The organism is Tenacibaculum geojense (assembly GCF_042676005.1).
Lineage (GTDB): Bacteria > Bacteroidota > Bacteroidia > Flavobacteriales > Flavobacteriaceae > Polaribacter > Polaribacter geojense.
This window is the reverse complement of the sequence record NZ_JBHTJR010000047.1, coordinates 58,198-84,648: the sequence shown is the minus strand read 5'-3', so window position 1 is coordinate 84,648 and position 26,451 is coordinate 58,198. Positions and strand designations below refer to the sequence as shown.

The 26,451-nt window shown below is 32.1% G+C and carries 25 protein-coding genes and 1 tRNA gene; 19 read left to right on the top strand and 7 right to left on the bottom strand.

The genetic code is table 11. From position 1 onward, the window contains the following. The first annotated feature begins 144 nt into the window (after window positions 1–144). From mraZ to ACFQ1U_RS09570, 15 genes are all read left to right on the top strand, one after another. Window positions 145–609, top strand: a complete 465-nt coding sequence (gene mraZ / locus ACFQ1U_RS09640; protein WP_386107746.1) for a division/cell wall cluster transcriptional repressor MraZ — start codon at window positions 145–147, stop codon at window positions 607–609. Further along, window positions 596–1,492: a 16S rRNA (cytosine(1402)-N(4))-methyltransferase RsmH gene (gene rsmH / locus ACFQ1U_RS09635; protein ID WP_386107744.1), complete on the top strand. Its 897-nt coding sequence runs from the start codon at window positions 596–598 to the stop codon at window positions 1,490–1,492. The genes mraZ and rsmH overlap by 14 nt, the downstream gene beginning before the upstream one ends. Beyond that, window positions 1,492–1,812, top strand: coding sequence for an FtsL-like putative cell division protein (locus ACFQ1U_RS09630; RefSeq protein WP_386107741.1), 321 nt, complete (start codon window positions 1,492–1,494; stop codon window positions 1,810–1,812). The genes rsmH and ACFQ1U_RS09630 overlap by 1 nt, the downstream gene beginning before the upstream one ends. Window positions 1,813–1,869: 57 nt before the next feature. Next, entirely contained in the window at window positions 1,870–3,831 is a 1,962-nt protein-coding gene (locus ACFQ1U_RS09625; RefSeq protein ID WP_386107864.1) for a penicillin-binding protein, read from the top strand. Beyond that, complete coding sequence (locus ACFQ1U_RS09620; protein WP_386107739.1) at window positions 3,832–5,295, top strand: UDP-N-acetylmuramoyl-L-alanyl-D-glutamate--2,6-diaminopimelate ligase; 1,464 nt, start codon at window positions 3,832–3,834, stop codon at window positions 5,293–5,295. It begins immediately after the preceding gene. Between the two features lie 6 nt (window positions 5,296–5,301). Then, complete coding sequence (mraY, locus tag ACFQ1U_RS09615) at window positions 5,302–6,528, top strand: phospho-N-acetylmuramoyl-pentapeptide-transferase (protein WP_386107737.1); 1,227 nt, start codon at window positions 5,302–5,304, stop codon at window positions 6,526–6,528. A gap of 1 nt (window position 6,529) precedes the next feature. After that, the gene (gene murD, locus ACFQ1U_RS09610) at window positions 6,530–7,864 is read left to right on the top strand and encodes a UDP-N-acetylmuramoyl-L-alanine--D-glutamate ligase (protein WP_386107735.1); all 1,335 of its coding nucleotides are present in this window, start codon (window positions 6,530–6,532) and stop codon (window positions 7,862–7,864) included. Between the two features lie 8 nt (window positions 7,865–7,872). Next, the gene (locus ACFQ1U_RS09605) at window positions 7,873–9,063 is read left to right on the top strand and encodes an FtsW/RodA/SpoVE family cell cycle protein (RefSeq protein ID WP_386107733.1); all 1,191 of its coding nucleotides are present in this window, start codon (window positions 7,873–7,875) and stop codon (window positions 9,061–9,063) included. A gap of 37 nt (window positions 9,064–9,100) precedes the next feature. Next, window positions 9,101–10,192 carry an undecaprenyldiphospho-muramoylpentapeptide beta-N-acetylglucosaminyltransferase gene (gene murG, locus ACFQ1U_RS09600; protein WP_386107731.1) on the top strand — a complete coding sequence of 364 codons (1,092 nt, stop codon included), beginning with the start codon at window positions 9,101–9,103 and terminating at the stop codon, window positions 10,190–10,192. After that, on the top strand, window positions 10,192–11,532 hold the full coding sequence (murC, locus tag ACFQ1U_RS09595) for a UDP-N-acetylmuramate--L-alanine ligase (protein ID WP_386107729.1): 1,341 nt from the start codon (window positions 10,192–10,194) through the stop codon (window positions 11,530–11,532). The genes murG and murC overlap by 1 nt, the downstream gene beginning before the upstream one ends. Window positions 11,533–11,538: 6 nt before the next feature. After that, window positions 11,539–12,264 (top strand): cell division protein FtsQ/DivIB, encoded by a 726-nt coding sequence (locus tag ACFQ1U_RS09590; protein ID WP_386107727.1) that lies wholly within the window; start codon window positions 11,539–11,541, stop codon window positions 12,262–12,264. 1 nt (window position 12,265) lies between these two features. Further along, the gene (ftsA, locus tag ACFQ1U_RS09585) at window positions 12,266–13,615 is read left to right on the top strand and encodes a cell division protein FtsA (RefSeq protein ID WP_386107725.1); all 1,350 of its coding nucleotides are present in this window, start codon (window positions 12,266–12,268) and stop codon (window positions 13,613–13,615) included. 67 nt (window positions 13,616–13,682) lie between these two features. After that, window positions 13,683–15,536 (top strand): cell division protein FtsZ, encoded by a 1,854-nt coding sequence (ftsZ, locus tag ACFQ1U_RS09580; RefSeq protein ID WP_386107723.1) that lies wholly within the window; start codon window positions 13,683–13,685, stop codon window positions 15,534–15,536. A gap of 82 nt (window positions 15,537–15,618) precedes the next feature. Then, entirely contained in the window at window positions 15,619–16,065 is a 447-nt protein-coding gene (locus ACFQ1U_RS09575; protein WP_386107721.1) for a GatB/YqeY domain-containing protein, read from the top strand. A 6-nt stretch (window positions 16,066–16,071) separates the two neighbouring features. Continuing rightward, window positions 16,072–16,148: transfer RNA gene (locus ACFQ1U_RS09570), tRNA-Arg, on the top strand. 44 nt (window positions 16,149–16,192) lie between these two features. On the opposite strand, the gene rpe is transcribed toward ACFQ1U_RS09570, so the two are convergent. Both rpe and ACFQ1U_RS09560 read right to left on the bottom strand, forming a co-directional pair. Then, a complete protein-coding gene (gene rpe / locus ACFQ1U_RS09565; RefSeq protein WP_386107719.1) occupies window positions 16,193–16,849 on the bottom strand; it encodes a ribulose-phosphate 3-epimerase in 657 nt (218 codons plus the stop codon). 130 nt (window positions 16,850–16,979) lie between these two features. Continuing rightward, window positions 16,980–17,843, bottom strand: a complete 864-nt coding sequence (locus tag ACFQ1U_RS09560) for a sigma-70 family RNA polymerase sigma factor (RefSeq protein ID WP_320418548.1) — start codon at window positions 17,841–17,843, stop codon at window positions 16,980–16,982. Between the two features lie 209 nt (window positions 17,844–18,052). Here ACFQ1U_RS09560 and ACFQ1U_RS09555 point away from each other — a divergent pair, with 209 nt between their 5' ends. The 3 genes from ACFQ1U_RS09555 to ACFQ1U_RS09545 are packed head-to-tail and all read left to right on the top strand — an operon-like array spanning window position 18,053 to window position 19,668. Next, window positions 18,053–18,631 (top strand): RNA polymerase sigma factor, encoded by a 579-nt coding sequence (locus ACFQ1U_RS09555; RefSeq protein WP_386107717.1) that lies wholly within the window; start codon window positions 18,053–18,055, stop codon window positions 18,629–18,631. 2 nt (window positions 18,632–18,633) lie between these two features. Beyond that, window positions 18,634–18,825, top strand: a complete 192-nt coding sequence (locus tag ACFQ1U_RS09550; RefSeq protein WP_386107715.1) for a hypothetical protein — start codon at window positions 18,634–18,636, stop codon at window positions 18,823–18,825. A 24-nt stretch (window positions 18,826–18,849) separates the two neighbouring features. Further along, a complete protein-coding gene (locus ACFQ1U_RS09545; protein ID WP_386107713.1) occupies window positions 18,850–19,668 on the top strand; it encodes a mechanosensitive ion channel family protein in 819 nt (272 codons plus the stop codon). A gap of 222 nt (window positions 19,669–19,890) precedes the next feature. On the opposite strand, the gene porT is transcribed toward ACFQ1U_RS09545, so the two are convergent. The 5 genes from porT to ACFQ1U_RS09520 all read right to left on the bottom strand — a co-directional run bounded on the left by porT (window position 19,891) and on the right by ACFQ1U_RS09520 (window position 24,818). After that, entirely contained in the window at window positions 19,891–20,592 is a 702-nt protein-coding gene (gene porT, locus ACFQ1U_RS09540; protein ID WP_386107711.1) for a type IX secretion/gliding motility protein PorT/SprT, read from the bottom strand. A gap of 2 nt (window positions 20,593–20,594) precedes the next feature. Continuing rightward, complete coding sequence (gene ubiE, locus ACFQ1U_RS09535; RefSeq protein ID WP_386107709.1) at window positions 20,595–21,323, bottom strand: bifunctional demethylmenaquinone methyltransferase/2-methoxy-6-polyprenyl-1,4-benzoquinol methylase UbiE; 729 nt, start codon at window positions 21,321–21,323, stop codon at window positions 20,595–20,597. Continuing rightward, window positions 21,316–22,212: a NifU family protein gene (locus ACFQ1U_RS09530; RefSeq protein ID WP_386107708.1), complete on the bottom strand. Its 897-nt coding sequence runs from the start codon at window positions 22,210–22,212 to the stop codon at window positions 21,316–21,318. The genes ubiE and ACFQ1U_RS09530 overlap by 8 nt, the downstream gene beginning before the upstream one ends. Before the next feature lie 101 nt (window positions 22,213–22,313). Further along, window positions 22,314–23,669: an OmpP1/FadL family transporter gene (locus ACFQ1U_RS09525; RefSeq protein WP_386107706.1), complete on the bottom strand. Its 1,356-nt coding sequence runs from the start codon at window positions 23,667–23,669 to the stop codon at window positions 22,314–22,316. A 21-nt stretch (window positions 23,670–23,690) separates the two neighbouring features. After that, window positions 23,691–24,818: a hypothetical protein gene (locus ACFQ1U_RS09520; RefSeq protein ID WP_386107704.1), complete on the bottom strand. Its 1,128-nt coding sequence runs from the start codon at window positions 24,816–24,818 to the stop codon at window positions 23,691–23,693. A gap of 148 nt (window positions 24,819–24,966) precedes the next feature. Here ACFQ1U_RS09520 and proS point away from each other — a divergent pair, with 148 nt between their 5' ends. Beyond that, the gene (gene proS, locus ACFQ1U_RS09515) at window positions 24,967–26,445 is read left to right on the top strand and encodes a proline--tRNA ligase (RefSeq protein WP_386107702.1); all 1,479 of its coding nucleotides are present in this window, start codon (window positions 24,967–24,969) and stop codon (window positions 26,443–26,445) included. Window positions 26,446–26,451: the final 6 nt, after the last annotated feature.

Genomic DNA, 26,451 nt, shown 5'->3' with positions numbered 1-26,451 from the left:
TTAAAATTGTTGTGTTTTAACAATTGTAACTTATTGAAATACTTTGTTTTATTGTGTTTGGAAGAATTTATTAACAATGTGGTAAAAAGTGGTAAAAAGTGGTAAATATTTTATATTTTTGACACATTACTATATAGTTAAGCATTGATAAATTTAATTGGAACATACGAGTGTAAGGCGGATGCGAAGGGTAGGCTAATGTTGTCTGCGCCTTTGAAAAAGCAGTTAGATGATGTGTTGCATGAGGGTTTTGTGCTTAAAAGATCTGTTTTTCAGCCGTGTTTGGAGTTGTATCCAATGCAGGAATGGAATATTATGATGGCGAAAATAAACAAGTTGAACCGATTTGTTAAGAAGAATAATGATTTTATTAGGAGGTTTACAGCAGGGGTTAAAATGGTTGAGGTGGATGCTTCGGGTAGAATTTTGATTCCTAAAGACTTGTGTGTTTTTGCAGGTATAGAAAAGCAAATTGTCTTGTCTAGTGCTGTAAATATAATTGAGGTGTGGGATAAAGATAAGTATGAGAATGCAATTGAGGATGTTTCTGATTTTGCGGAGTTGGCAGAAGAAGTAATGGGAAATTTAGATGTAGATGAGTTATCATAGTCCAGTTTTATTAAAAGAGAGTGTAGATGCGTTGAATATAAAGCCAGATGGTGTTTATGTAGATGTGACCTTTGGTGGTGGTGGGCATTCACGAGAGATATTGAGTAGGCTTGGTGAAGGTGGGCGATTGTTTGCTTTTGATCAAGATCCAGACGCGCAGCAAAATAAGATTGATGATGAGCGTTTTGTTTTGATTGCTGAGAATTTCAGGTTTATATCAAGATTTCTACGTTTTTATGGGGTTAAAAAAGTAGATGGTGTTTTAGCGGACTTAGGGGTTTCTTCTCATCAGTTTGATGAGGCTTCAAGAGGTTTTTCTACGCGTTTTGATGGTGAGCTTGATATGAGGATGAATCAAAAGTCGTTGTTGTCCGCAAAAAAAATCATAAATGAATATGAGGAGTCTAAGCTTGCAGATGTGTTGTATTTGTATGGTGAGTTGAGGAATGCAAGAGTTTTAGCTAAAACAATTGTGTTGGCTAGAGCAGAAGGAGAAATTAATACAAGTTTTGAGTTAAAGCAGGTGTTGCAAAAATTTTTACCAAAAGCAAAAGAGCATAAAATATTGGCGCAAATTTATCAGGCTATAAGAATAGAGGTTAATGAAGAGTTAGAGGTGTTGAAAGAGTTTTTAGAACAAATACCAGATTTGTTAAATGATGAGGGTAGGTTAAGTGTGATATCGTATCATTCTTTAGAAGATAGATTGGTTAAAAGGTTTATTCAAACAGGTAAGTTTTCTGGTGAAATTGAGAAAGATTTTTTTGGTAATACAAATGAGCCGTTAAAAAAAGTTGGAAAATTAATAATACCAACACAAGAAGAGATAAAGATTAATAATAGAGCTAGAAGTGCAAAATTAAGAATAGCGACTTTAAAATAATGAAGAAAACTGGGGTTTACGGAATATTAAGAGGGAGCTTTCTTACGGATGATTCGGCTATTAAAAATTGGAGAATCATCATTTTTATTGTCAGTTTGTTAATGGTGATGATTTGGAGTGCGCACTTGGCGGATGCTAAAGTAGTTAAGATAGCGCAGTTGAATAAGTTGAAGCGAGAGTTGAGAGCTGAAGATATTGATACAAGTACACGGTTAATGCGGATGAAGTTAGAGAGTACGGTGAGGTCAAAAGTGAAATCAATAGGGTTGGAGCCCTCAAAAACTCCGCCACAAAAAATAAAAGTAACTTTAAAAGAATAGTAATTGGCAACAACAAAAAAAAGCATATTAAATAAACTGTATGTAGTTGCTATTTTAATGGCGCTTTTTTTGGTTGTGATTGCGGTGAAAATTTTCGATTTACAATATGTTAACGGAGATAAATACCGAAAACTAGCCAAAGAAACTACACATAAAAATTTTACTATCTACGCAAATAAAGGAAATGTTTATGCGGCAGATGGTAATTTGCTGGCTACATCAATGTCTAAATTTACTATTAGAATGGATGTTGTTGCGGTAGATGATAATGTTTTTGAGCAAAATATAGCTGCGTTATCTTCTGAGTTGTCGAAGTTGTTAGGTAAAACGCCTAAGTATTATCAAGAAAAATTAAGGGATGCCAAAAAAAGACGTAATCGTTATTTGTTGTTAGCAAGAAATGTTGGTTATAACGATTATGTGAAAATGAAGAGTTTTCCAATTTTTAATTTAGGAGTATACAGAGGTGGTTTTATAGCTGAACAAAAAACAGTAAGAGCACATCCTATTGGTAAAATAGCAGAAAGAACTATTGGTTATGATGATCATAGAGGAGGTGCTGGTATTGAGGGAGCTTTTTCTGATTACATGGAAGGTAAAAATGGTTGGCGTTTAAAGCAAAAGATAGCTAAAGGGCAATGGAAGCCAATTAATGATGTTAATGAGCAAGAGCCAGAAGATGGTATTGATGTAATTACTACAATAGATGTGAATATTCAAGATATTACACATCATGCTTTGCTAAAGCAATTAGAGTATTTTGAGGCTGATCATGGTTGTGCTGTTGTTATGGAAACTGCTACAGGAGAAATTAAGGCAATTTCAAATTTAGGGAGAACCTCAAGTGGTAAGTATTATGAAAAAAGAAATTATGCTGTTTGGGAGAGTCATGAGCCAGGATCAACATTCAAGTTGGCAAGTTTAATGGCTGCTTTGGAAGATAAATATATTGATACTTCAACTATTGTTGATACCGAAAAAGGTAAAATTTTTATCAGAGGAAGAAAAGTAGAAGATAGTGATAGAGACGGATATGGTAAAATATCAATGGCTCGAGTTTTTGAAGTTTCTTCAAATGTTGGTATTGTAAAGGCAATACAAAAGCATTATGATAAGAGCCCTCAGAAATTTATCAGTAAAATGAAAAAGTTTGGACTAGATAAGCAAACTAAAGTTCAGATTAAGGGTGAAGGAAAGCCTTTTATACCAACTCCTGATTCTAAGAGGTGGAATCCTATTTCTTTAGAATGGATGGCTTGGGGCTATGGAGTATCGCTAACGCCTTTGCAGATATTAACTTTTTATAATGCGGTAGCAAACAATGGTGTTTTGGTGAGACCTCGTTTTGTAAAAGAACTAAGGGCTGGTGGAAAAATAGAAAAGAGTTTTAAAAAAGAGGTTCTAGATAATAAAATAGCTTCACAAACTACTATTAATAAGGTAAAAGCTGTTATGGAAAACGTGGTTAAAAAAGGAACAGCTAAGGCTATTTATTCGCCTAATTTTTCAATGGCCGGTAAAACAGGTACCGCTAAAAAATATATACCAAGAGTAAAGAATGCTAACGGAGAATATGAAGGAGGGTATTATTCAAATCAGCGATACGTAGCTTCTTTTGCTGGTTTTTTTCCAGTAGATGAGCCAAAATACTCATGTATTGTTGTGGTGCATGATCCTAAAAAAGAAAAAGGTTACTACGGAGCAAAAGTTGCAGCGCCAGTTTTTAAAGAGATTGCTCAGAAAATTTACACAACAACGCCTGTCAATGTTCAATCTGTAAATGATTCTATCACAATTAAAAAGATAGAGAAGGAATATGTTGGTTATTATAGTTATCTGCAAAAGTACAAAACTATTATGCCTAATGTGGTTGGTATGAGTGCTATGGATGCTGTGTCTTTATTAGAGAATATGGGTTTAAAAGTGCAGTTTTCTGGAATTGGTAAGGTGACTGAGCAATCAGTGTCAAGAGGCGAGAAAGTAAAAAAAGGAACCGTTATATATTTAAAATTATCATAATTGAAATTAGTTAAAAACATATTAAAAGGGGTGTCAGTAAACTCTATAATCGGAGATCAAAGTATTGCAATTAATACAGTGGTTTTTGATAGTAGAAAGGTGGTTGATAATGATATGTTTGTTGCTATTAAGGGAGCGCTTGTTGATGGTCATGCGTATATTGATAAGGCGATTAAGTTAGGAGCTAAAGCTGTGGTTTTAGAAGAAATGCCAGTTGATGTAATTGAGGGTGTCTTGTATATTTTAGTAGATGATTCTCAATCAGCCTTAGCAACTATTGCTGCAAATTATTATGATAATCCTTCTAATAAACTAACTCTAGTTGGAGTAACTGGTACTAATGGAAAAACTACAATAGCTTCATTGTTGTATCAATTATTTTCGAATTTAGGGTATTCATCGGGGTTGTTGTCAACTGTTAGGATAATGGTTGGGGATAATCAGTTTGAAGCTACACATACAACTCCAGATTCTTTAACAATAAATAAGTATTTGTCTAAGATGATTGAGTCTGGGGTTTCATACTGTTTTATGGAGGTGAGCTCTCATGGAATTCATCAAAAGAGAACTGAAGGCTTGCATTTTAAAGGGGGTATTTTTACAAACTTATCTCATGATCATTTAGATTATCATGAAACATTTGCGGAATATAGAGATGTTAAAAAAAGTTTTTTTGATCAATTACCTAAATCTGCTTTTGCTTTAACTAATATAGATGACAAGAATGGAGTAATAATGCTTCAAAATACAAAAGCAAACAAACATAATTATGCACTGAAAACTTTAGCTGATTTTAAAGCTAAAATTTTAGAGAAAAGCTTTTCTGGAACCTTATTAACTATAAATGGTATTGAGGTTTGGACCAAGTTAATTGGTGAGTTTAATATGTATAACTTATTAGCTATATACGGAACTGCCATGTTGCTAGAGCAAGATCAAATGGAGGTTTTAACTGCAATTAGTCAGTTAACAAGTGTGAGTGGAAGATTTCAGTATATAGTGTCTGAAAATAATGTAACTGCAATTGTAGATTACGCACATACACCAGATGCGTTAAAAAACGTACTGGAAACGATTAATGATATTAGGTCAGGAAACGAAAATTTAATTACGATAGTAGGTTGCGGTGGAGATAGAGATGTAACAAAAAGGCCAAAAATGGGGCATATAGCATCTCAATTAAGTAACCAAGCAATTTTTACTTCGGATAACCCCAGGACAGAAGACCCCGAAACTATCTTAGAACAAATGGAAAAGGGTGTTACTCCAGAGAATTATCGTAAAACTTTAGCTGTTTTAAATAGAAAGCAGGCTATAAAAACAGCAGTTAAGCTCGCATCTGACGGAGATATCATATTAATTGCTGGAAAAGGGCATGAAAATTATCAAGAAATTAATGGTGTAAAACATCATTTTGATGATTTAGAAGAAGTAACTAACTGTTTTAATCAATTAAAAAACTAAAAAAGAATGCTCTATTATATATTTCAATATTTAGAAAGTCAATTTAATTTAACAGGAGCAAGTGTGTTTCAGTTTATCACGTTTAGAGCTGCAATGGCTTTTATTTTATCATTATTAATATCTACCATATATGGTAAAAGAATAATTAACTTTTTGCAAAGACAGCAAGTAGGTGAAAGTGTAAGAGATTTAGGTTTAGAAGGTCAAATACAAAAAGCTGGTACACCAACAATGGGAGGTGTAATCATAATTTTGGCCACATTAATTCCAGTATTATTATTAGCGAAACTTGAGAATATTTATATCATCATTTTACTAATTACTACTATTTGGATGGGGTTTATTGGTTTTGCAGATGATTACATAAAAGTATTTAAAAAAGATAAAGAAGGTTTAAAAGGAATTTTTAAGGTAGTTGGTCAGGTTGGATTGGGTGTAATAGTTGGTAGTATGTTATACTTTCATCAAGATGTTACAATTAAAGAGCAATTACCTCAAGAAAAACAAGTGATACAAATAGATGGTAAAAAGAAAGTTTTTGGAGAAGAACATAAGTCAACAAAAACTACGGTGCCATTTTTGAAAAATAACGAATTAGATTACGCAAAAGCCATTAGTTTTTTAGGAGATGATTATCAAAAATATGCATGGTTGATTTTTATACCTATTGTAATTTTTATTATTACAGCAGTGTCTAATGGAGCTAATTTAACAGATGGTATTGATGGTTTGGCTGCAGGATCATCAGCAATTATGGTGGTAACCCTAGCTATTTTTGCTTGGGTATCAGGTAATATCATTTTTGCTGATTATTTAGATGTTATGTATATACCTAAATCAGGTGAAATGACAGTGTTCATTTTAGCGTTTGCTGGAGCTTTAATTGGTTTTTTATGGTACAATACATACCCTGCTCAAGTTTTTATGGGGGATACAGGTAGTTTAACTATAGGAGGTATTATTGCAGTTATAGCAATTGCAATTAGAAAAGAACTGTTGTTACCAGTATTAGCTGGAATTTTTGTAGCTGAAAATTTATCGGTAATACTTCAGGTTTCATATTTCAAATACACTAAAAAGAAGTATGGAGAAGGGAGACGAATTTTTAAAATGTCCCCTTTGCATCATCACTATCAGAAATTAAATTATCATGAAAGTAAAATTGTAACCCGTTTTTGGATTGTTGGCATTTTACTAGCAGTGTTTACTATAGTTACCTTGAAGTTAAGATAATATGAAATGTTTAGTGGTTCTTGGCGGAGGTGAAAGTGGTGTAGGTACTGCGATTTTAGCAAAACAAAAGGGTTATAATGTTTTTGTTTCTGATAAAGGTAAGATTGCAGAAGAGTATAAAAAAGTTCTTTTAAAAAATGATATTTCGTTTGAAGAGGAGCAGCATACGGAAGAAGAGATTTTTAAAGCCGATTTGGTAATGAAAAGTCCTGGCATTCCAGATAAAGTAGCTCTTGTTCAGCAATTGTTAGAGAAAAAAGTACCTGTAATTTCAGAAATAGAATTTGCAGCCCAGTTTACTAATGCAAAATTAGTGGGAATTACGGGGTCAAATGGAAAAACCACTACCACATTATTAACACATCATATTTTAAAAGATGCAGGACATAATGTTGGTATTGCAGGTAATATAGGTGATAGTTTCGCTGCGCAAGTAGCTAGTCAAAATTATGATGAATATGTATTAGAGCTAAGCAGTTTTCAATTAGATGGAATCGTTGATTTTAAACCGCACATAGCTATAATAACAAACATAACACCAGATCATTTAGATAGGTATGATTACAAGTTTGAAAATTATATCGCATCTAAGTTTAGAATAACTATGAATCAAACATCGAATGATTATTTAATATATGATTCAGATGACGTGGTTATTCAAGGTTGGTTAAAAGAGAATACAATAAAAGCAAAATTGGTTCCTTTTTCTTTGGAAAAAGAATTAGAAACGGGAGCTTTTTTGCAAAAAGATAAAATAGTACTAAGATTAAATTCAGAAGAATATATAATGAGTGTTTCTAAATTAAATGTGCAAGGTAAGCACAATACCAAAAACGCCATGGCGTCTATGTTAGCGTCTAAATTATTACAGGTAAGAAACCAAACTTTAGCAGAGAGTTTATCTAGCTTTGAAGGAGCAGAACATAGGTTAGAAAAAGTACAGAAAGTAAATGGTGTTCAATATATAAATGACAGTAAAGCGACTAATGTTAATGCAACATTTTATGCTTTAGAGTGTATGGATGTTCCAACAGTGTGGATTGTTGGTGGTGTGGATAAAGGAAATGATTATTCAGATTTAATGCCATTAGTAAGAGAAAAGGTTAAGGCTATAGTTTGTTTAGGTTTAGATAATCAAAAAATCATAGAAACATTTCAAAATGTAATTGATGTTATTGTAGAAACTGCTGGTGCTGATGAAGCAGTAAAAGTTGCGCATAAAATAGCTACAAAAGGTGATGCTGTTCTGTTATCACCAGCTTGTGCAAGTTTTGATTTGTTTGATAATTACGAAGACAGAGGTAATAAGTTTAAAGCAGCGGTTAAAAATATTTAATTATTTAAATGAAGCACATTTTTCAACATATAAAAGGTGATCGAGCTATTTGGGCAATTGTTGCTATTTTGGCAATATTCTCATTTATGCCTGTTTACAGTGCTAGTACAAATTTAGTTTATGTGGTTGGAAATGGATCTACATTAGGTCACTTAGTAAAACATATTGTATTGCTAATTTTTGGTTTTGCAATTATTTACGGAACACATAAAATACCGTACAGGTATTTTAGTGGAGGTTCAGTTTTAATGTTGCCAGTAGTTATTATTTTATTACTATTTACCATGTCTCAAGGAACTACTATTGGAGGAGCAAATGCCAGCAGATGGTTACGTATTCCGTTTGTAGGTATGGGTTTTCAAACATCTACTTTGGCAGGATTGGTAGTAATGGCTTATGTAGCAAGGTATTTGGCTAAAAATAAAGAGAAACAAATAGATTTTAAAGAGAGTTTTATAAATCTATGGCTTCCAATTGGTGCAGTTTTAATTTTAATATTACCCGCAAACTTCTCCACTACAGCAATTATATTCAGTATGATTTTAATGCTGTGTTTTATTGGAGGGTATCCGCTTAAGTATTTAGGTTACATTTTAGGAATAGGTTTAATTGGTTTAACGTTTTTTGTTTTAGTAGCAAAAGCTTTTCCGAACGCTATGCCGCATCGTGTTAATACTTGGCAGAGTAGAATAGAGAATTTCTGGAAAGGGGAAGCTAAAGAAGATTATCAAGTAGAAAAAGCTAAAATAGCCATTGCAACAGGAGGCGTAACAGGTAAAGGGCCAGGAAAAAGTGTTCAGAAAAATTTTTTACCACAGTCTTCATCCGATTTTATATATGCAATTATTGTAGAAGAATATGGTTTAGCAGGAGCATCAATAGTAATATTTATCTACTTTTTATTAATGTTTAGAATATTGGTGGCGGCCAGAAAAGCAACTACCATTTTTGCAACTCTGTTAGTAATTGGTGTTGGGTTTCCAATCATATTTCAGGCTATAATTAATATGGCAGTTGCTGTAAATTTATTTCCTGTAACTGGGCAAACACTCCCTTTAATTAGTAGCGGTGGAACCTCAATTTGGATGACGTGTTTTGCACTAGGAATGATTTTAAGTGTAAGTGCCTCTAAAAATGAAACAGAAGAAACTATAATGGATGATAATCCACTAGATATTTTACATGAAACACTAGATTAGTGTTGTAAAATGTATATAAGATTTAATAAAAAACTGAATGAAACAATCAATAAATATAATTATTAGTGGTGGTGGAACAGGTGGCCATATTTATCCTGCAATAGCTATTGCTAATGAGGTTAAGCTTCGTTATCCTGATGCGAATATTCTTTTTGTTGGTGCCAAAGATAAAATGGAGATGGAAAAAGTGCCCCAAGCAGGATATGATATAAAAGGGTTGTGGATTTCAGGTATTCAAAGAAAGTTAACGTTTAGTAATTTAATTTTTCCGTTTAAATTATTAAGCAGTATCGTTAAAGCATACAGTATAATAAGTAAATTTAAGCCCGATGTTGCTGTTGGTACAGGTGGTTTTGCAAGTGGACCAACATTATACGTATCGAATTTAAAAGGTATACCAACGCTTTTACAAGAGCAAAATTCATATCCTGGAATCACGAATAAACTGCTTGCTAAAAAAGCGAAGTCAATTTGTGTGGCTTATGATAATTTAGAACGTTTTTTTCCAGTAAATAAAATAATTAAAACAGGAAACCCTGTTCGTCAAGATTTATTGTTTTTACATTCTAAGACTGAAGAGGCAAAAACTTTTTTTAGTTTAAATAATAAAAAGAAAACACTACTGGTTTTAGGAGGAAGTTTAGGAGCAAGAAGAATAAATCAGTTAATAGAAGAACACTTAGAGTTATTTAAAAAACAAAATATTCAGTTGATTTGGCAGTGTGGTAAGTTGTATTTTGAAGATTATAAAAAATATAACGAATTAGAAGATGTGCAGATTTTTCCATTTATTCAAAGAATGGATTTAGCTTATGCATCATCAGATTTTATCATTTCTAGAGCAGGTGCAAGTTCGGTGTCTGAATTATGTATTGTTGGTAAGCCTACAATTTTTATTCCATCACCTAATGTAGCTGAAGATCATCAAACAAAAAATGCTAAATCAATAGTAGATAAACATGCAGCTTTAATGGTTAAGGAATCTGAGTTAGAATCCTTTTCAATAGTATTTGAAAGTTTGTTAAAAGATAAAGGAAAACAAGAAAATTTATCTGAAAACATTAGTGAATTAGCCTTGCCAAATGCAACAAACAATATAGTAAACGAAATAGAGAAGTTAATTAAGTAGTGAATTTACAACACATACATAATATATATTTTATAGGTATTGGAGGAATAGGAATGAGTGCCTTAGCACGTTACTTTAAAAGTAATGGAAAAAGTGTTGCAGGTTATGATAAAACGGCATCTCCAATTACAAATTCTTTAGAGAGCATAGATATTTCTATCCATTATGAGGATGCTATTAAAAATATACCGATTAACTTTTTAAATACAGAAAAAACTTTAGTGGTGTATACACCAGCAGTACCTAAAAATCATTTAGAGTTAAATTATTTTATAGATAATAAGTTTACGGTATTAAAAAGGGCTGAAATTTTAGGAATTATTACTCAAGAAACTTTTTGCATGGCTGTTGCAGGAACTCATGGTAAAACAACAACTTCCTCAATACTTGGTCATGTAATGGCGCCTTCTAAGGCAACAGCATTTTTAGGAGGAATTGCAGAAAATTATAATTCGAATTTAATTTTAGGAGAAGATAAACTGTCAGTAGTTGAGGCAGATGAATTTGATAGGTCTTTTTTAAAGCTATCACCCAATATTGCTTGTGTAACATCTATGGATGCTGATCATCTTGATATATATGGACAGCATGAAGAATTGTTACAGTCGTTTAAAGATTTTACAGCAAAAGTATCAAATACACTAATAGTTGCTAAAGGTTTACCATTAACAGGTTTAACATATGCAGTTAATGAGGAGGCAGATTATTATGCAACGAACATTAATATCGTAAATGGAACTTATGTTTTCGACGTGGTTACTCCAACAAAAACTATTAACAAGATTCATTTTAGTTTACCAGGAAAACATAATTTAATGAATGCAATGGCTGCTTTGGCAATGGCAGATGTTTATGGAGTTGAGGAGGCTCAGATTAAAAATCAGTTAGCTAGTTTTAAAGGTGTTCAGCGAAGATTTTCATATAAAATTAAATCTGATGAATGTGTGTTGATTGATGATTATGCACATCATCCAACAGAAATTACAGCTGTTGAAAGCTCTATAAGAGAACTGTATCCAGACCAAAAAGCATTAGTGGTTTTTCAGCCACATTTGTTTTCAAGAACAAAAGATTTTGTCAATGATTTTGCAGAAACACTAGCAAAATTTGATGAAATAATTTTGTTGGATATATATCCGGCAAGAGAGTTACCAATTCCAGGAGTAACATCAGAATGGTTATTGAGTATAATTAATAATCAAAATAAAATCTTGTCAACTAAAAGAGAGTTGATAAAAAATATACAACAGGCTAACTCAAAAGTAATTGCCATGTTAGGAGCAGGAGATATTGGGTTATTAGTTAAAGATGTTGAACAAGCGTTAAAAAAAAGAAGTTAAAACAGTATGAAAAAAGTTGCAGCATACTTATTTTTGCCGGCCTTAATTGGGGTGCTACTGTTTGTTTATGGTTTTTCTATTAAAAGAAATGGAAATAAAATCATAAAAAAAATAGAAGTTGAATTTGCTGCTGGAACAAATTCATTTTTAACACATGAATCGGTTAATAAGTTGTTAATACAAAATAATGAAACAGTTAAAAACAAACCGAAAAGTGTTTTAGATTTATACGGTCTGGAAAATAATGTTTTAGCAAATCCATTTGTTGAAAAAGCTACGGTTTTTGTAACACCAGATGGATTGTTAAAAACACATATTAAACAGCGTGAGCCAATAGCTCGTATTGTTAACATAAAAGATAATTTTTATGTTGATAAGTTAGGGGGAGTAATGCCATTATCAGAAAATTTTTCGGCGAGAGTACCATTAGTTTCTGGTGTAAACTCATCAGAAAATGTAACAGAAATTACAAAATTAGCCACTGTAATTGCTGAAGATACTTTTTTGCGTAAAGAAATTGTAGGTATTCACAAAACACCTAACAATGAATATATTTTTAATGTTAGAAGTAGCGACTTTGTAATTGAGTTTGGAAGTTTTACCGACATCGTTGTTAAAATAAAAAAACTGAAAGCATTTTATAACAAAGCGTTAGTAGATAACACCATAAATGATTATAAAAAAATTAATGTAAAATATCACAACCAAGTGGTATGCACAAAACAACAATAGGATGGAAAACAATAAAATAGCAGTTGGTTTAGACATTGGTACCACCAAAATTGTTGCCATGATTGGTCGCAAAAACGAATACGGAAAAATAGAAGTTTTAGGTATTGGTAAAGCGAAAAGTTTGGGTGTTAAACGTGGTGTGGTAAACAATATTACTCAAACAATACAGTCTATACAACAGGCAGTTGACGAAGCAGAAAGTGTTTCTGGTCAAAAAATTGATGATGTTGTTGTAGGAATTGCTGGTCAGCATATTCGTAGTTTACATCATAGTGATTACATTACACGAGATAATGCAGATGAAGTAATTACAGATGAAGATATTTGTGCGTTGGTAAATCAAGTTCATAAACTTGTAATGTTACCAGGTGAAGAAATTATTCATGTATTACCACAAGAATTCAAGGTAGATAGTCAGCCAGAAATTAAAGAACCAATAGGTATGTATGGAGGTAGGCTAGAAGCTAACTTTCATGTAGTAGTGGGGCAAGTTTCATCAATAAGAAACATAGGAAGATGTGTTAAAAGTGCCGGGTTAGATTTGTCTGATATTACCTTAGAGCCTTTAGCATCGGCCTCTGCTGTATTAAGTCAAGAAGAAAAAGAAGCTGGTGTAGCTTTGATTGATATAGGTGGTGGAACAACAGATTTAGCCATATTTAAAGACGGAATTATTCGTCATACAGCAGTTATTCCTTTTGGAGGTAATGTAATTACTGAAGATATTAAAGAAGGATGCTCAATTATTGAAAAACAAGCAGAACTGTTAAAAGTTAAGTTTGGTTCAGCTTGGCCAGGAGAAAATAAAGATACAGAAATAGTATCTATTCCTGGTTTACGAGGTAGAGAACCTAAAGAAATTACATTAAAAAATTTATCTAAAATTATTCATGCAAGAGTACAAGAAATTATAGAGCATGTGTATTTAGAGATTAAAAATTACGGTCACGAAACCCAAAAAGGGAAATTAATTGCAGGTATTGTTTTAACAGGAGGTGGCTCTCAATTAAAACATTTACGTCAGTTAGTAGAGTATATAACTGGTATGGATACACGAATTGGGTATCCTAATGAGCATTTAGCTGGAGATAGTGATGAAACACTTTCTAGTCCGGCATATGCAACAGCAGTTGGATTATTAATGGAAGGCTTAAAAAAGCAAGAAAAAGCTAAAGAAGAAGTAGTTGTTCAAGATTTTTCAGAGCAAACAACTCCAATTGATGAACCGATTATAGAGTCAGAACCAATTCAAGAAACACCTGAAGAGGTTCAGAAACCAAAAAGAAAAGAAAAAACGTTTTTTGAAAAGTTTACAGAACGTTTTAAAGAATTTTTAGACAACGCAGAATAATATCCTTTAGTTCCCCTAACCAAGGATGTTTAATTAATTATAAAACAGAAAAAAGAAAGTTATTACTATGAGCGCAGAATTTGATAACATTTCATTCGATTTACCAAAAACACAATCTAACGCCATAAAAGTTATTGGTGTTGGAGGGGGAGGAAGCAATGCTGTAAACCACATGTATAGCAAGCAAATTCATGGAGTTGATTTTGTTATTTGTAATACAGATGCACAAGCATTAGAAAATAGTCCTATTCCAAATAAAATACAATTAGGAGCTCACTTAACCTCAGGTTTAGGTGCTGGTGCAAATCCAGAAATAGGAGCTCAGGCAGCTGCTGAAAGTATTCAAGATATTCAGCAAATGTTAAATACACATACTAAAATGGTTTTTATAACCGCTGGTATGGGTGGTGGTACAGGTACAGGGGCTGCACCAATTATTGCTAAAATTGCTAAAGATATGGATATTTTAACGGTAGGTATCGTTACAATGCCATTTCAATTTGAAGGAAGAATGCGCTCAAAACAAGCTCAAAAAGGAATAGATGAGCTTCGTAAACATGTAGATTCTTTAATAGTAATTAACAATAATAAATTAAGAGAAGTTTACGGAAACCTTGGTTTTAAAGCTGGTTTCTCTAAAGCAGATGAAGTTTTAGCTACAGCCTCTAAAGGTATAGCAGAGGTAATAACACACCATTATAAGCAAAATATCGATTTACATGATGCTCGTACTGTTTTATCTAATAGTGGTACAGCAATCATGGGATCTGCAAAAGAGTCTGGAGCAAACAGAGCTAAAAATGCTATTGTAAAGGCTTTAGATTCTCCGTTATTAAACGATAATAAAATTACAGGAGCTAAAAACGTTTTATTATTAATTGTTTCTGGTAGTAATGAAGTTACCTTAGATGAGATTGGTGAAATAAATGATTATATCCAAACAGAGGCAGGATATGATGCCAACATTATCATGGGTATTGGTGAAGATGAATCTTTAGAAGATGGTATTGCTTTAACTGTTGTGGCTACTGGTTTTGCGGCTGATCAACAAAGTACAATTACCAATACTGAGGTAAAAAAAATAGTTCATACTTTAGAAGATGAGCAAAAGGCTACCTATAATTTTGATTCAGATGCAATAGCGGTGTCAAAACCAATTCATCAAGAGCCTGTAAATCAAAAAATAGTTCATGTTTTAGAAGAAGAAGTAGAAGAGGTTAAACCAACTAATCCTATTGTAAAAACTACAGAAGCTATTAAAAATATAGAGGTAGTTTATGATGAAATTACACCAGAAGTACCAGAGGAGGAATTTATCATTACAAATATTACTCCGGTACAAGAATTAAAAGAAGAAGTTCAGTCTATACAACAAGATTTATTATTTGATTTACCTTTAAACGACTACGAAGAAATTACACCTGAAAGTAACTTAATTAGTACAACAGATGAAATTAAAAATATAGATGTAGTTTCAGAAGAAGTATCGCAAAAAGTATATGAGAAGCGTTATATTCTAGATGATTTTGATGTACAGCCAACTATTGGTAAAAGCTCCACTCCAACTATTTCAAAAGAGGAAACAGAAGAAGAGTTACAATTTGAAGTGCGTACTAAAAATCCACAAACAAATACGGTAGATGACTCTAAAGAAGTTTCTCCGTTAGATTTGACTATTTCAGAGTTGCAAAAAAGAGCACAAGAAAGACGTGAGAAAATGAAAGGATTCAATTATAAATTTAACGATCAAGTTAATAAAAATATTGATGAAATAGAGCGTCAGCCTGCTTACAAACGTTTAGGAGTAGATTTAGACGTAAATAATAAAATTAGTCAAACTAAAACTGCGTTAAAAAATAAAGAGGGTAACGAGCTAAATTTTAGATCTAACAACTCTTTTTTACATGACAATGTAGACTAAACAATACCAAAGTTAAACATAAAAATTCCTGAGAAATCAGGATTTTTTTTATCACTATATTTGAGTTTAAAAAACAAAAATTATGAGTATTCAAAATGAGGTAATGAGTAAAATGAAAGAAGCAATGAAAGCAAAAGATACAGTTGCTTTAGCTGCTTTACGTTCATTAAAGTCTGCATTTATGTTAGCAAAAACAGAAACAGGTTCTGGAGATATTACAGCGGATCAAGAATTAAAAATAGTCCAAAAACAAGTTAAGCAAAGAAAGGATAGTGCTCAAGTATATTTAGATCAAGATAGAAATGATTTAGCAGAGCCAGAACTAGCTGAGGCTGCTATTTTAGAGCAGTTTTTACCAGAAGCTTTAAGTGAAGATGCAATAGCAAAAGTTGTTATAGCGGTAATAGAAGAGAGTGGTGCAGTAGGAATGAAAGATATGGGTAAAGTAATGGGTATTGTATCCAAAAAGTTAGCTGGACAAGCAGATGGGAAAACTATATCTACTATTGTGAAAGCTAAATTAGCTTAGTTAAATGGCTCCGTAGTTCAACTGGATAGAATATCAGATTTCGGCTCTGAGGGTTGAGGGTTCGAATCCTTCCGGAGTCACCATAAAGAAAAATCTCGAAGATTATATCTTCGAGGTTTTTTTATATTTAATTTATCATGCTTTTTAAATCGGCAATTGTACTGGTAGGGTTATCGCTCTTAAACACATAACTTCCTGCAACCAAAACATCGGCGCCAACTTCAATTAATTCATTAGCGTTTTTGTTTGTTACTCCACCGTCAATTTCAATTAAAGTATCTGCTTTACTAAAGGTGATTAAATTTTTTAATTGTTGTACTTTTTTATAAGTGTTTTCAATAAACGATTGTCCTCCAAAACCAGGATTAACACTCATTATACATACTACATCTAAATCTGAAATAATATCCTCTAAAACAGCAATAGGTGTGTGAGGATTAATTGCTACACCTGCCTTCATTCCTGAAGCTTTAATCGCTTGGATTGTTCGGTGTAAATGCGTACAAGCTTCGTAATGTACTGTTAAAATATCGGCACCTAAGTCTGCAAAAGTTTGTATGTATCTATCAGGATCTACAATCATTAAATGTACATCAATAGTTTTTTTTGCGTGTTTAGAAATTGCTTTTAAAACAGGCATTCCAAAAGATATATTAGGTACAAATACACCATCCATAATATCAATATGAAACCAATCTGCTTCACTGCTGTTAACCATTTCTATATCGCGCTGTAAGTTTGCAAAATCAGCAGCTAATATAGATGGAGCTACAAGTTTACTCATGTTGTTAAATTGTGTTGTTATTTGATGGTAAAAGTACAATATAAAAAAAGAAAAACTCTCAAAAATTGAGAGCTTTCTATTTATTGTTTAAGAAATGAATAGTTTTAAAACTATTCATTTTTTATAGGTTTTATCCTAGGTAAGTCATTAAGATTTTACTTCTAGAAGTGTGTTTCAATCTTCTAATTGCTTTTTCTTTAATCTGACGTACACGTTCACGAGTTAAATCAAAGGTTTCTCCAATTTCCTCTAAAGTCATAGGTTGATGTTCACCTAAACCAAAGTATAATTTAACAACATCTGCTTCACGAGGTGTTAATGTTTCTAAAGCACGATTAATTTCAATACGCAAAGATTCGTGTAATAAAGTCTTATCAGGGTTTGGTGATTCACCTGAGTTTAAAACATCGTATAAGTTAGAATCTTCACCTTCAATTAATGGAGCATCCATTGATACGTGACGACCAGAGTTTTTCATAGACTCTTTTACATCGCTCACAGTCATGTCTAACTTTTTTGCAATTTCTTCTGCACTTGGTGGACGTTCATTTTCTTGTTCTAAAAACGCATACATTTTATTGATTTTGTTAATAGAACCAATTTTATTTAATGGTAAACGTACGATACGAGATTGCTCTGCTAATGCTTGTAAGATAGATTGACGAATCCACCAAACGGCATATGATATAAATTTAAATCCACGAGTTTCATCAAAACGACGAGCCGCTTTAATTAAACCTAAATTTCCTTCATTAATTAAATCGGGTAGTGTTAACCCTTGGTTTTGATACTGTTTTGCTACCGAAACCACAAAACGTAAGTTTGCTTTGGTAAGCTTTTCTAAAGCTCTTTCATCTCCTGCCTTAATTCTTTGCGCTAATTCTACTTCTTCATCAGCCGTAATTAAGTCTACTTTTCCAATTTCTTGTAAATATTTGTCTAACGACGCGGTTTCCCTGTTGGTAACCTGCTTGGTAATTTTAAGTTGTCTCATCTACCTGAAAAGCTTGTTTTAATGTTATTAATATACCTGCATTACCTTATACGTTTAATTGTTTCTTTTTGTTACAAAAAAGTAAATATTTTTTTAAAAAAGTTTTTTTCTGTCTAAATAATAGTACATTTAACACTTGTAAAATTGTTATTGTGACTTACTAAAAAGAAGTGTGTCTAATTAACTAAATCCAACTTAGTTAGTATATCTTGAAAACTACAGATGCTACAAAATTAAGCGACGAGGAACTTGTACAAAGAATAGTGCAAAAAAATGATACCCATTTATTTGCTATCTTGTATGACAGATACGGTCGTGTAGTGTATAACAAATGTTATGGCTTTTCTAAAAGTAAAGAAGAGGCTCAAGATTTAGCACACGATGTTTTCGTTCAGCTTTTTGTTAAAATTAGAATGTTTAAAGGAAAATCAAAGTTTTCTACTTGGTTATATTCTTTTACATATAATTTTTGTGTGAATTATGTACAAAGAAACAGCGCGAAAAAGCAAGAGAAGAATACTGTGGTAAAAGATGAAATTAGAGATGAAGATATTAATGATGACCAGCTTGATGATGATACTAGTTTATTTACCATGAAATCTGATTTATTGGCAAAGGCTCTTGAAATAATAGATCCAGCCGATAAAATGATTCTTTTAATGAAATATCAAGATGATATGAGTGTTAAAGATATCCAAGAAGCATTAGATATTGGACAAAGCGCCACTAAAATGCGATTGAAAAGAGCCAAAGAGAAAGTGATTAAAGCGTATAACGAATTAACGTAACTATGGATAATCCGTTTAAAAAAATATTACATAATGAAGAATTGCCAGAGGTACTCAAAGAAAAAGTACTTAATGATGTGGCGATGATAAAATTATCCATAGATATGGCGGATTTATTTGTAGTTAAATATCCAAATACTATTGGAGATTTATTGGCAGGTGGAAGCACTAAGGCAGATAAAAAAGAAGATTAATAAAACCTAAACCAAACTATTATTATGGCTAATTTTAAAGATGAAATTTTAGCACCGTTTCAAAAAATATTTGATGAAATATTACATGCATTACCCACAGTACTAAAGTTTTTTGGGTTTGTTATTTTTTCTTGGTTATTTATAAAGATACTTCTCTATGTAATAAGAAAAGTTTTAAGTAAAACCAATATTGATGAATGGTCTAAAAAGTTAAGTGAAACTAAAATTTTTGGAGACACAACTATTAATGTAGTACTTACAAACGTAATTTTAGGTGTACTAAAGTGGTTTTTAACTTTTGTGTTTGTAATGGTAGGTGCCGAAATGTTTGGGTTAAAGGCCGTTTCTGAAGGAATTCAAAACTTCTTTGCTTACTTGCCAAAATTATTAACTGCACTAGGTATTTTTGTTGGTGGTGCCTATTTAGGTACTGTTGTAAAAAAAGCAATTCAATCTACTTTCAAATCATTAGATTTAACTGGTGGTAATTTAGTTGGTAATATCGTTTTTTACGTTATAGTAGTGTTTTTATCTATTACAGCTTTAGATCAGGCGGGTATAGACACTTCAATAATAAAAAGTAACGTAACCTTATTAATTGGATCTATATTATTGGCATTCACTATAGCATTTGGTATTGGGGCAAGAAATGCAGTTGAAAGGTTATTGTTTGGGTATTATTCAAGAAAGAATTTCCAAATAGGAGCTACTGTTAAAATAGGAGAAGTAGAAGGTAAAATTATGGCTATTGATAACATTTGTTTAACCCTTTTAGTAGGTGATGAGTATATAGTTTATCCTATTAAAGAAGTGGTAGACAGTAAAATAATTGTTAAAAAATAGTTTGATATTTCAAAAATTACTATATTTGTATAAGTTTGACCATAATAAATTAGATGTTATTGTCTAATTTTTCAAAAACTAATGAATTAGAAAATTTAACTAATTGGTAGATTTCGGGGGACTTCTATCTAATTACTGTGATTTATTTCACGTAGAGAAAAAGGATTGTTATGAAACGATCCTTTTTTGTTTGCCTTCATTTTAATAAAAGAAGAAGTCTTCTTATTCAAACGCAAAGTGAATAAAAAGACCTCTTGTTCCCATAAAACTTATAGGGTCTGTCCAAGGACTCGGACTAGTATTATCGTATTTCAATTCATTGTTGATAGCAAATATACCTCTTATAGATGGTGAGAATTTAAAATAAGGAAGGTAAAAATCTACACCAATACCTACTTCATACATAAAGTTGCTAGATGTTTGTCTAAATTCACCAGAGAAATTATCATCAGAATTACTTTCATTACTAGAAAAATTATAATCATAAGACACACCACTTAACACATACGGTCTAATATTATTTAAACGATTTGTACTAAACTTAAAAATTAGTGGAACATGTAAATAGGTGTTTCCAACCTCTCTTGTAGCTTGATTTTCGTTAGCAATATGATTAAATCGAAGTGTTTTAGTATTAGATATTAAACCTGGCTCTAATCTTAAGTTTACATTATTATGTAATCGTAAGTCAGCAATTAAACCAACATTAAAACCAACAGAAGATTCTACTTCAATATCAGGAAAAGGAACTGTTGAGGTTCTATTATAGGCGATTTTAAAATCATTTTGGTTTAATCCTAAGTAAAAACCATAATGAATTTTAGGTTTATCAAAATTTGGTAAGTTTTCTACTCTTTCTTTTTGAGCAAAAGAAAAGCTATAGTAAAAAACTACTAAACAAAATAGATAAGTTTTTTTTAACATATTTACTTGGTTGATGAATAAATAGAGGCCACTCCAAATGTTACAGGAATATCCTTTGCATTCTTAAACCCATTTTTTTCTAAAATATTGTTGAAAGCTTCACCAAAAGGAAAAGCATTTGCACTTTCGGATAGGTAGGAATAAGCTACTTTGTCTTTAGAAAAGATTTTTCCTATAATTGGAAGAATAAAGTTTGTATAAAACTTATATCCTTGTTTAAAAGGAAATTTTGTAGGATTTGAAGTTTCTAAAACAACAAATTTACCACCAGGTTTTAATACTCTATAAATTTCAGTTAAACCTTTATCAAGGTTTTCAAAATTTCTTACACCAAAAGAAACCGTAATAGCATCAAAAGTGTTGTCTTCAAAAGGAATATTCTCACTGTCACCAACAACCATTTCTATAGTGTTAGAAAGGTTTTGCTTAGCTACTTTATGCTTACCAACTTCTAGCATACCAGCAGAAATATCTAAACCAACAATACGTTCTGGCTTTAAATTAGCCATCATAATGGCCAAATCACCAGTTCCAGTAGCTATGTCTAAAATTTGTTTAGGATTGTTTTCGCTTATAAGTTTTACAACTTTTTTTCTCCAACTAACGTCAATACCTAAAGAAATTACACGGTTTAAACCGTCATAGTTTTTAGAAATTGTGTCAAACATTTGAGCAACTTGCTCTTTTTTACCCAAATTTGAGTCTTTGTAGGGTTTTACTTGTTTATCCATTAATAGCTACTACTTCGTTAATTTGGTTAGGTAACATTTCTTTTAACATGGTTTCTATTCCGTTTTTTAAAGTAACTGTTGATGATGGACAACCGCTACATGCACCTTGTAAAATTACACTAACTTTTTTACTTGTTGCATCGTATCCTTTAAAAGCAATATTTCCACCGTCAGAAGCTACAGCTGGTTTAATATATTCATTTAAAATATCAACAATTTTTGCAGATGTTTCATCTAAGTTCTCTACTGGAATTTCAACATTTTGAGGTGTTTCTTTTTCTGGTAAAGCAGCGATTATTGTTTTTCCTTCTTGAATGTACGTACGAATAAATGTTCGCATATCTTGATATACATCATTCCATTCAACAACATCAAATTTAGTAATTGAAATATAATTTTCTGAAATAAATACCTCTTTAACAAAAGGAAAACTAAATAATGCTTGTGCTAAAGGAGATGATTTGCTTGCTTCGTCTATGTTTTTAAACTCTACATCTGTCTGGGTTAATGGTTTGTTACTACCAAACTTCATTACAGCAGGGTTTGGAGTAACTTCTGCATATACCTCAATTGCCTCTTTTTTATTAGTAGTTTCTTCATTAACTACTTTATTTCCGTTTTGTAAGTATTTTTCAATTTGCTCTTTAACTTCATCAGCAACATCATCCCAACTTACTATATCATATCTTTGAATAGCTATGAAATTAGCAGTTATAAAAACTTTTTTAACAAAAGGAAGATAAAATAATTGTTGTGCTAATGGAGAATTCTTAGCTTCATCTATATTATTGTATTCATAGCTACCTCCATTAATCAATATAGTGTTGCTAACAAACTTTATAATAGTTTCATTAGCTGTTTCTTGTATGTTTATTGTAATTGTACTCATAATATATTTCTGAACAACAAAATTACGGTAAAAAACTGATATTATTAAAGGATAAAAAAAATCCCGCAAATGCGGGATTTTTTTCTCTTTTCCTTTTCTTTCTATAAGCCGAACGTTACCGTTCCTGAAATTCTACTAGTGTTATTTAGAATGTTAATATCACCAGTTCTGTACAGAGAATAAAACTCTGTATTATTGTATTTAGTATATCCTAAGTCTATAATTACTTTACCAAAATTGTATCCTAGTCCTAAAGAGTATCCTCTAACATTATCTTCATTAGTATTTCCCCCAGCCAGTAAGTTTGGATCTTTTTCATAATGATAACCACCTCTAACACTCATTCTGTCAAATTTCCATTCGGTTCCAATATTTAAGGCATGAGTATTTCTGTAATTGTTTGAGAAGTTAGTGTTGACATCATTAAAACCAGTTCCTCTAAACTTAGCATTTTGATAATCTCTGTAAGTGTAATCTACACTCAAAAGACCTTTTTTTCCAAAAATATATGCCCCGCTTGCAGTAATTCTGCTTGGAGTTCTAAATCTATACTCATCTAAAAAAGGACCTTGATTATCTCTATACGGATTTAAATCTAATGATTCAATACCATTCATTGTTAGCAAGTCTTCACTATCTTCTATAATTTGTTGATACCATGTTGGTGATTCGTAAGCCAATCCTAATCGCAAGTTTTGGTTAGCTTTATATATAAAACCTAAACTTAAAGAGAAGCCCTCACCAGTAGTTTGACTTATTATTCTGTTTCTTACATCTAATGTGTTACCATCGGCATCATTATTAATTTCATTAAATAAATAGTCGCGGTAATATTCTAAATTATGAAAATTTAAATTAGCTCCAATAAACAATTTGTTTTGATGTACAGCAGACACTCCAACACTAAACGTACTTGTCTCTCCTTCGGTAATCAAATCAGCATATTGTTCAACTGGAGTATTAAATTGGGTTCTATTAACCTTATTATCATTAAAATGTTCGTTATAAGTAGGAGCTAAGTTATTGTTACCTCCCAAAGCATAAAAGTTATTGAAATCATTATTCAACTTATAATTGAAAGAAAAAGCAAAACGAGTCCACTCATCACTGTTGTTACCAGTAAAAGATAATATACCGCCAGCTTGAGATATGTTGAAAAAATTATCTCGAAACTCATTATTAGCTCCGTAATATGATGTGGTTAAGTTGGTACTCCTGTTGTTTAGAGTAACAGAAAACTTACTTTTAATAGCTACTACAGCACCAGCAGGATTAACGCTTATAGACGAAACATCTGACCCTAATGCTCCAAAAGCTCCGCTCATAGCTTCGTATCTAGCAGTTCCGTATTTTTTATCTTTTGATAAAAGAATTCCAAAATCGTTAAAAGTTTCAGTTTGTGCAAAAGTTACTGATGTAAATGCAATGGCAATTGTTAAGAATATATTTCTTTTCATTAAATTTCTAGTATAGTTAAACTATCTTCTTCCTCCTCTTGTAGATCTACTACTCGACCTGCTGCCAGATGATGATCTGCTTGAAGAACTTCTACTTGGTGAGTAACTTCTACTGCTAGACCTGTTGCTTCTAGAGTAACTACTGTTATTAGAACTTCTTCTTGATGAAGATCTGTAGTTACCATTGGAATTACTAGACCTTGTTCTTCTTGGAGTAGCTGTTCGGTTGTTTCCAGAATTATTAGATCTCGATCTTCTTGGTGTAACAGAACGTGTGTTTCTTGTTGAATTATTATTTCTTGAAGGAGAGTAATTTCTAGTTCTAGTTCTGCCTCTCGTTACCCTAGAATTTTCTCTAGTATTCCTTGTAGCTCTTGTATCTCTTCTACTCCTAGTGTTTCTATATTCACTAGCTCTTCTTGAAGACGAATTTCTGTTATATATTGCTCTTCTATTGTTAGCTGCAACAGAACTTCTTCGGTACGGATAAGCACCTCTGTAGTATCTATTATTTCTGTAATATCTATTATTGTAAAATCTATTGTATCTATATGGATAACCAAAATGTCTATACCTAGTATAAAAACCTACACCTGCATAGAAACCAGCATTCCAATAGTAAGGTGAATGATAAGGGTGCCAAAAACGATTGTATCCCCAGCCGTAATTCCAATTGTTCCAACCCCAACGATTCCAACCCCAAGGATTATCCCAGTATGGATCACCCCAAGTATTCCAACCCCAATCCCAACGAGGTGAGGTATTAATGTTAATTACAACATCGGTGTCAGATTCATAACCCCAAGGAGCATTTTCGCTATAACCTATTTGAGAGTCATTATTAAATTCTCCCTCCTCTTCGTATTCATAATCGTCAGAACTGTAGTCTTCAATATCGGTTATTATATCTGTGCCGTTAATTTGCCCTAGTAACTCTAACTCTTTTCTAAAATAGTTGTCATTATAATCATCATATGTTTCTTGATCAGTAACAACAACGTTAGATTGAGGTTGCTGTTCAACGTCATCAGCATAAATACCATCACTGCCTGCAACCGATTGAGCGGTTCCGCAAGAAACCAAAAGTGTTGTCATCAATAATGATGCAAATAAATAAGGAAGCTTGGTGTTTGAATAATATGACTTCATGTTTACTATTTTTAAGTTAGTTAATGTAATAAAATATAAATGTATTGCAAAAAATGGTTTTGATGTTGGGCTTGTTACCATTTTAATGTAGTTTTGCATACACAATTTACGCATAAATAATTGCAATATTTATGCCAAACTTTTGAACATGAGCAAACATTTAACAAAAAGAGCAGAAGATTACTCAAAGTGGTATAACGAATTAATTGTAAAAGCTGACTTAGCAGAAAATTCAGCAGTTAGGGGTTGTATGGTTATAAAGCCCTATGGATTTGCAATTTGGGAGAAAATGCAAGCAGAACTTGATAGAATGTTTAAAGAAACAGGACATCAGAATGCATATTTTCCTCTTTTTGTACCCAAAAGTTTGTTTGAGGCTGAAGAAAAAAATGCAGAAGGTTTTGCAAAAGAATGTGCTGTAGTAACTCATTACAGATTACAGAGTGATCCAGATAATGAAGGTAAATTAAGAGTTGACCCTGCTGCTAAGTTAGAAGAAGAGTTGGTTGTTAGACCTACTTCTGAAGCAATTATATGGAATACTTATAAAGGTTGGATTCAGTCGTACAGAGATTTACCGTTATTAATAAATCAATGGGCAAATGTTGTAAGATGGGAAATGCGTACACGTTTATTTTTAAGAACGGCCGAATTTTTATGGCAAGAAGGACATACAGCTCATGCTACTAAAAATGAAGCGTTAGCAGAAGCTAAACAAATGCAAGAAGTTTATGCAACTTTTGCTGAAAATTTTATGGCTATGCCTGTTATTAAGGGAGCCAAAAGTGAAAGTGAACGTTTTGCTGGTGCAGATGATACTTTAACTATTGAAGCTTTAATGCAAGATGGAAAAGCATTACAAGCTGGTACTTCTCACTTTTTAGGTCAAAATTTCGCAAAAGCTTTTGATGTTAAATATGCATCAAAAGAAGGTAAGCAAGAATACGTTTGGGCAACTTCGTGGGGAGTTTCTACTAGGTTAATAGGTGGTTTAATTATGACTCATTCAGACGATGCTGGTTTGGTATTACCTCCTAAATTAGCACCAATACAAGTTGTTATTGTGCCTATTTACAAAGGAGATGATCAATTACAAGCTATTGCGGATAGAGTAGATACTATTGTAAAAGAATTAAGGGCCAATGGAGTATCTGTTAAATTTGATGACAGAGATACAATGCGTCCAGGAGCTAAGTTTGCAGAATATGAAATGAAAGGTGTACCGGTAAGAATTGCTATTGGTAAACGTGATTTAGAAAATGGAACTGCTGAAATAGCAAGAAGAGATACTTTTGAAAAGCAAACAGTAAATCAAGACGATATAACAACTACCGTATTTAAGTTATTAGAAGAAATTCAAGAGAATTTATTTACAAGAGCATTAGATTACAGAAATGCTCATATTACAGAGGTGAATTCTTTTGAAGAGTTTAAAGATGTAATAGAAAATAAAGGAGGTTTTGTATCAGCGCACTGGGACGGAACTATAGAAACAGAAGATAAAATTAAAGAATTAACTAAGGCAACTATTAGGTGTATACCAAATGACTCAAAAAAAGAAGAAGGGATTTGTGTGTTAACAGGCAGTAAATCAGAAAGAAGAGTTTTGTTTGCTAAAGCATATTAAAAAAAA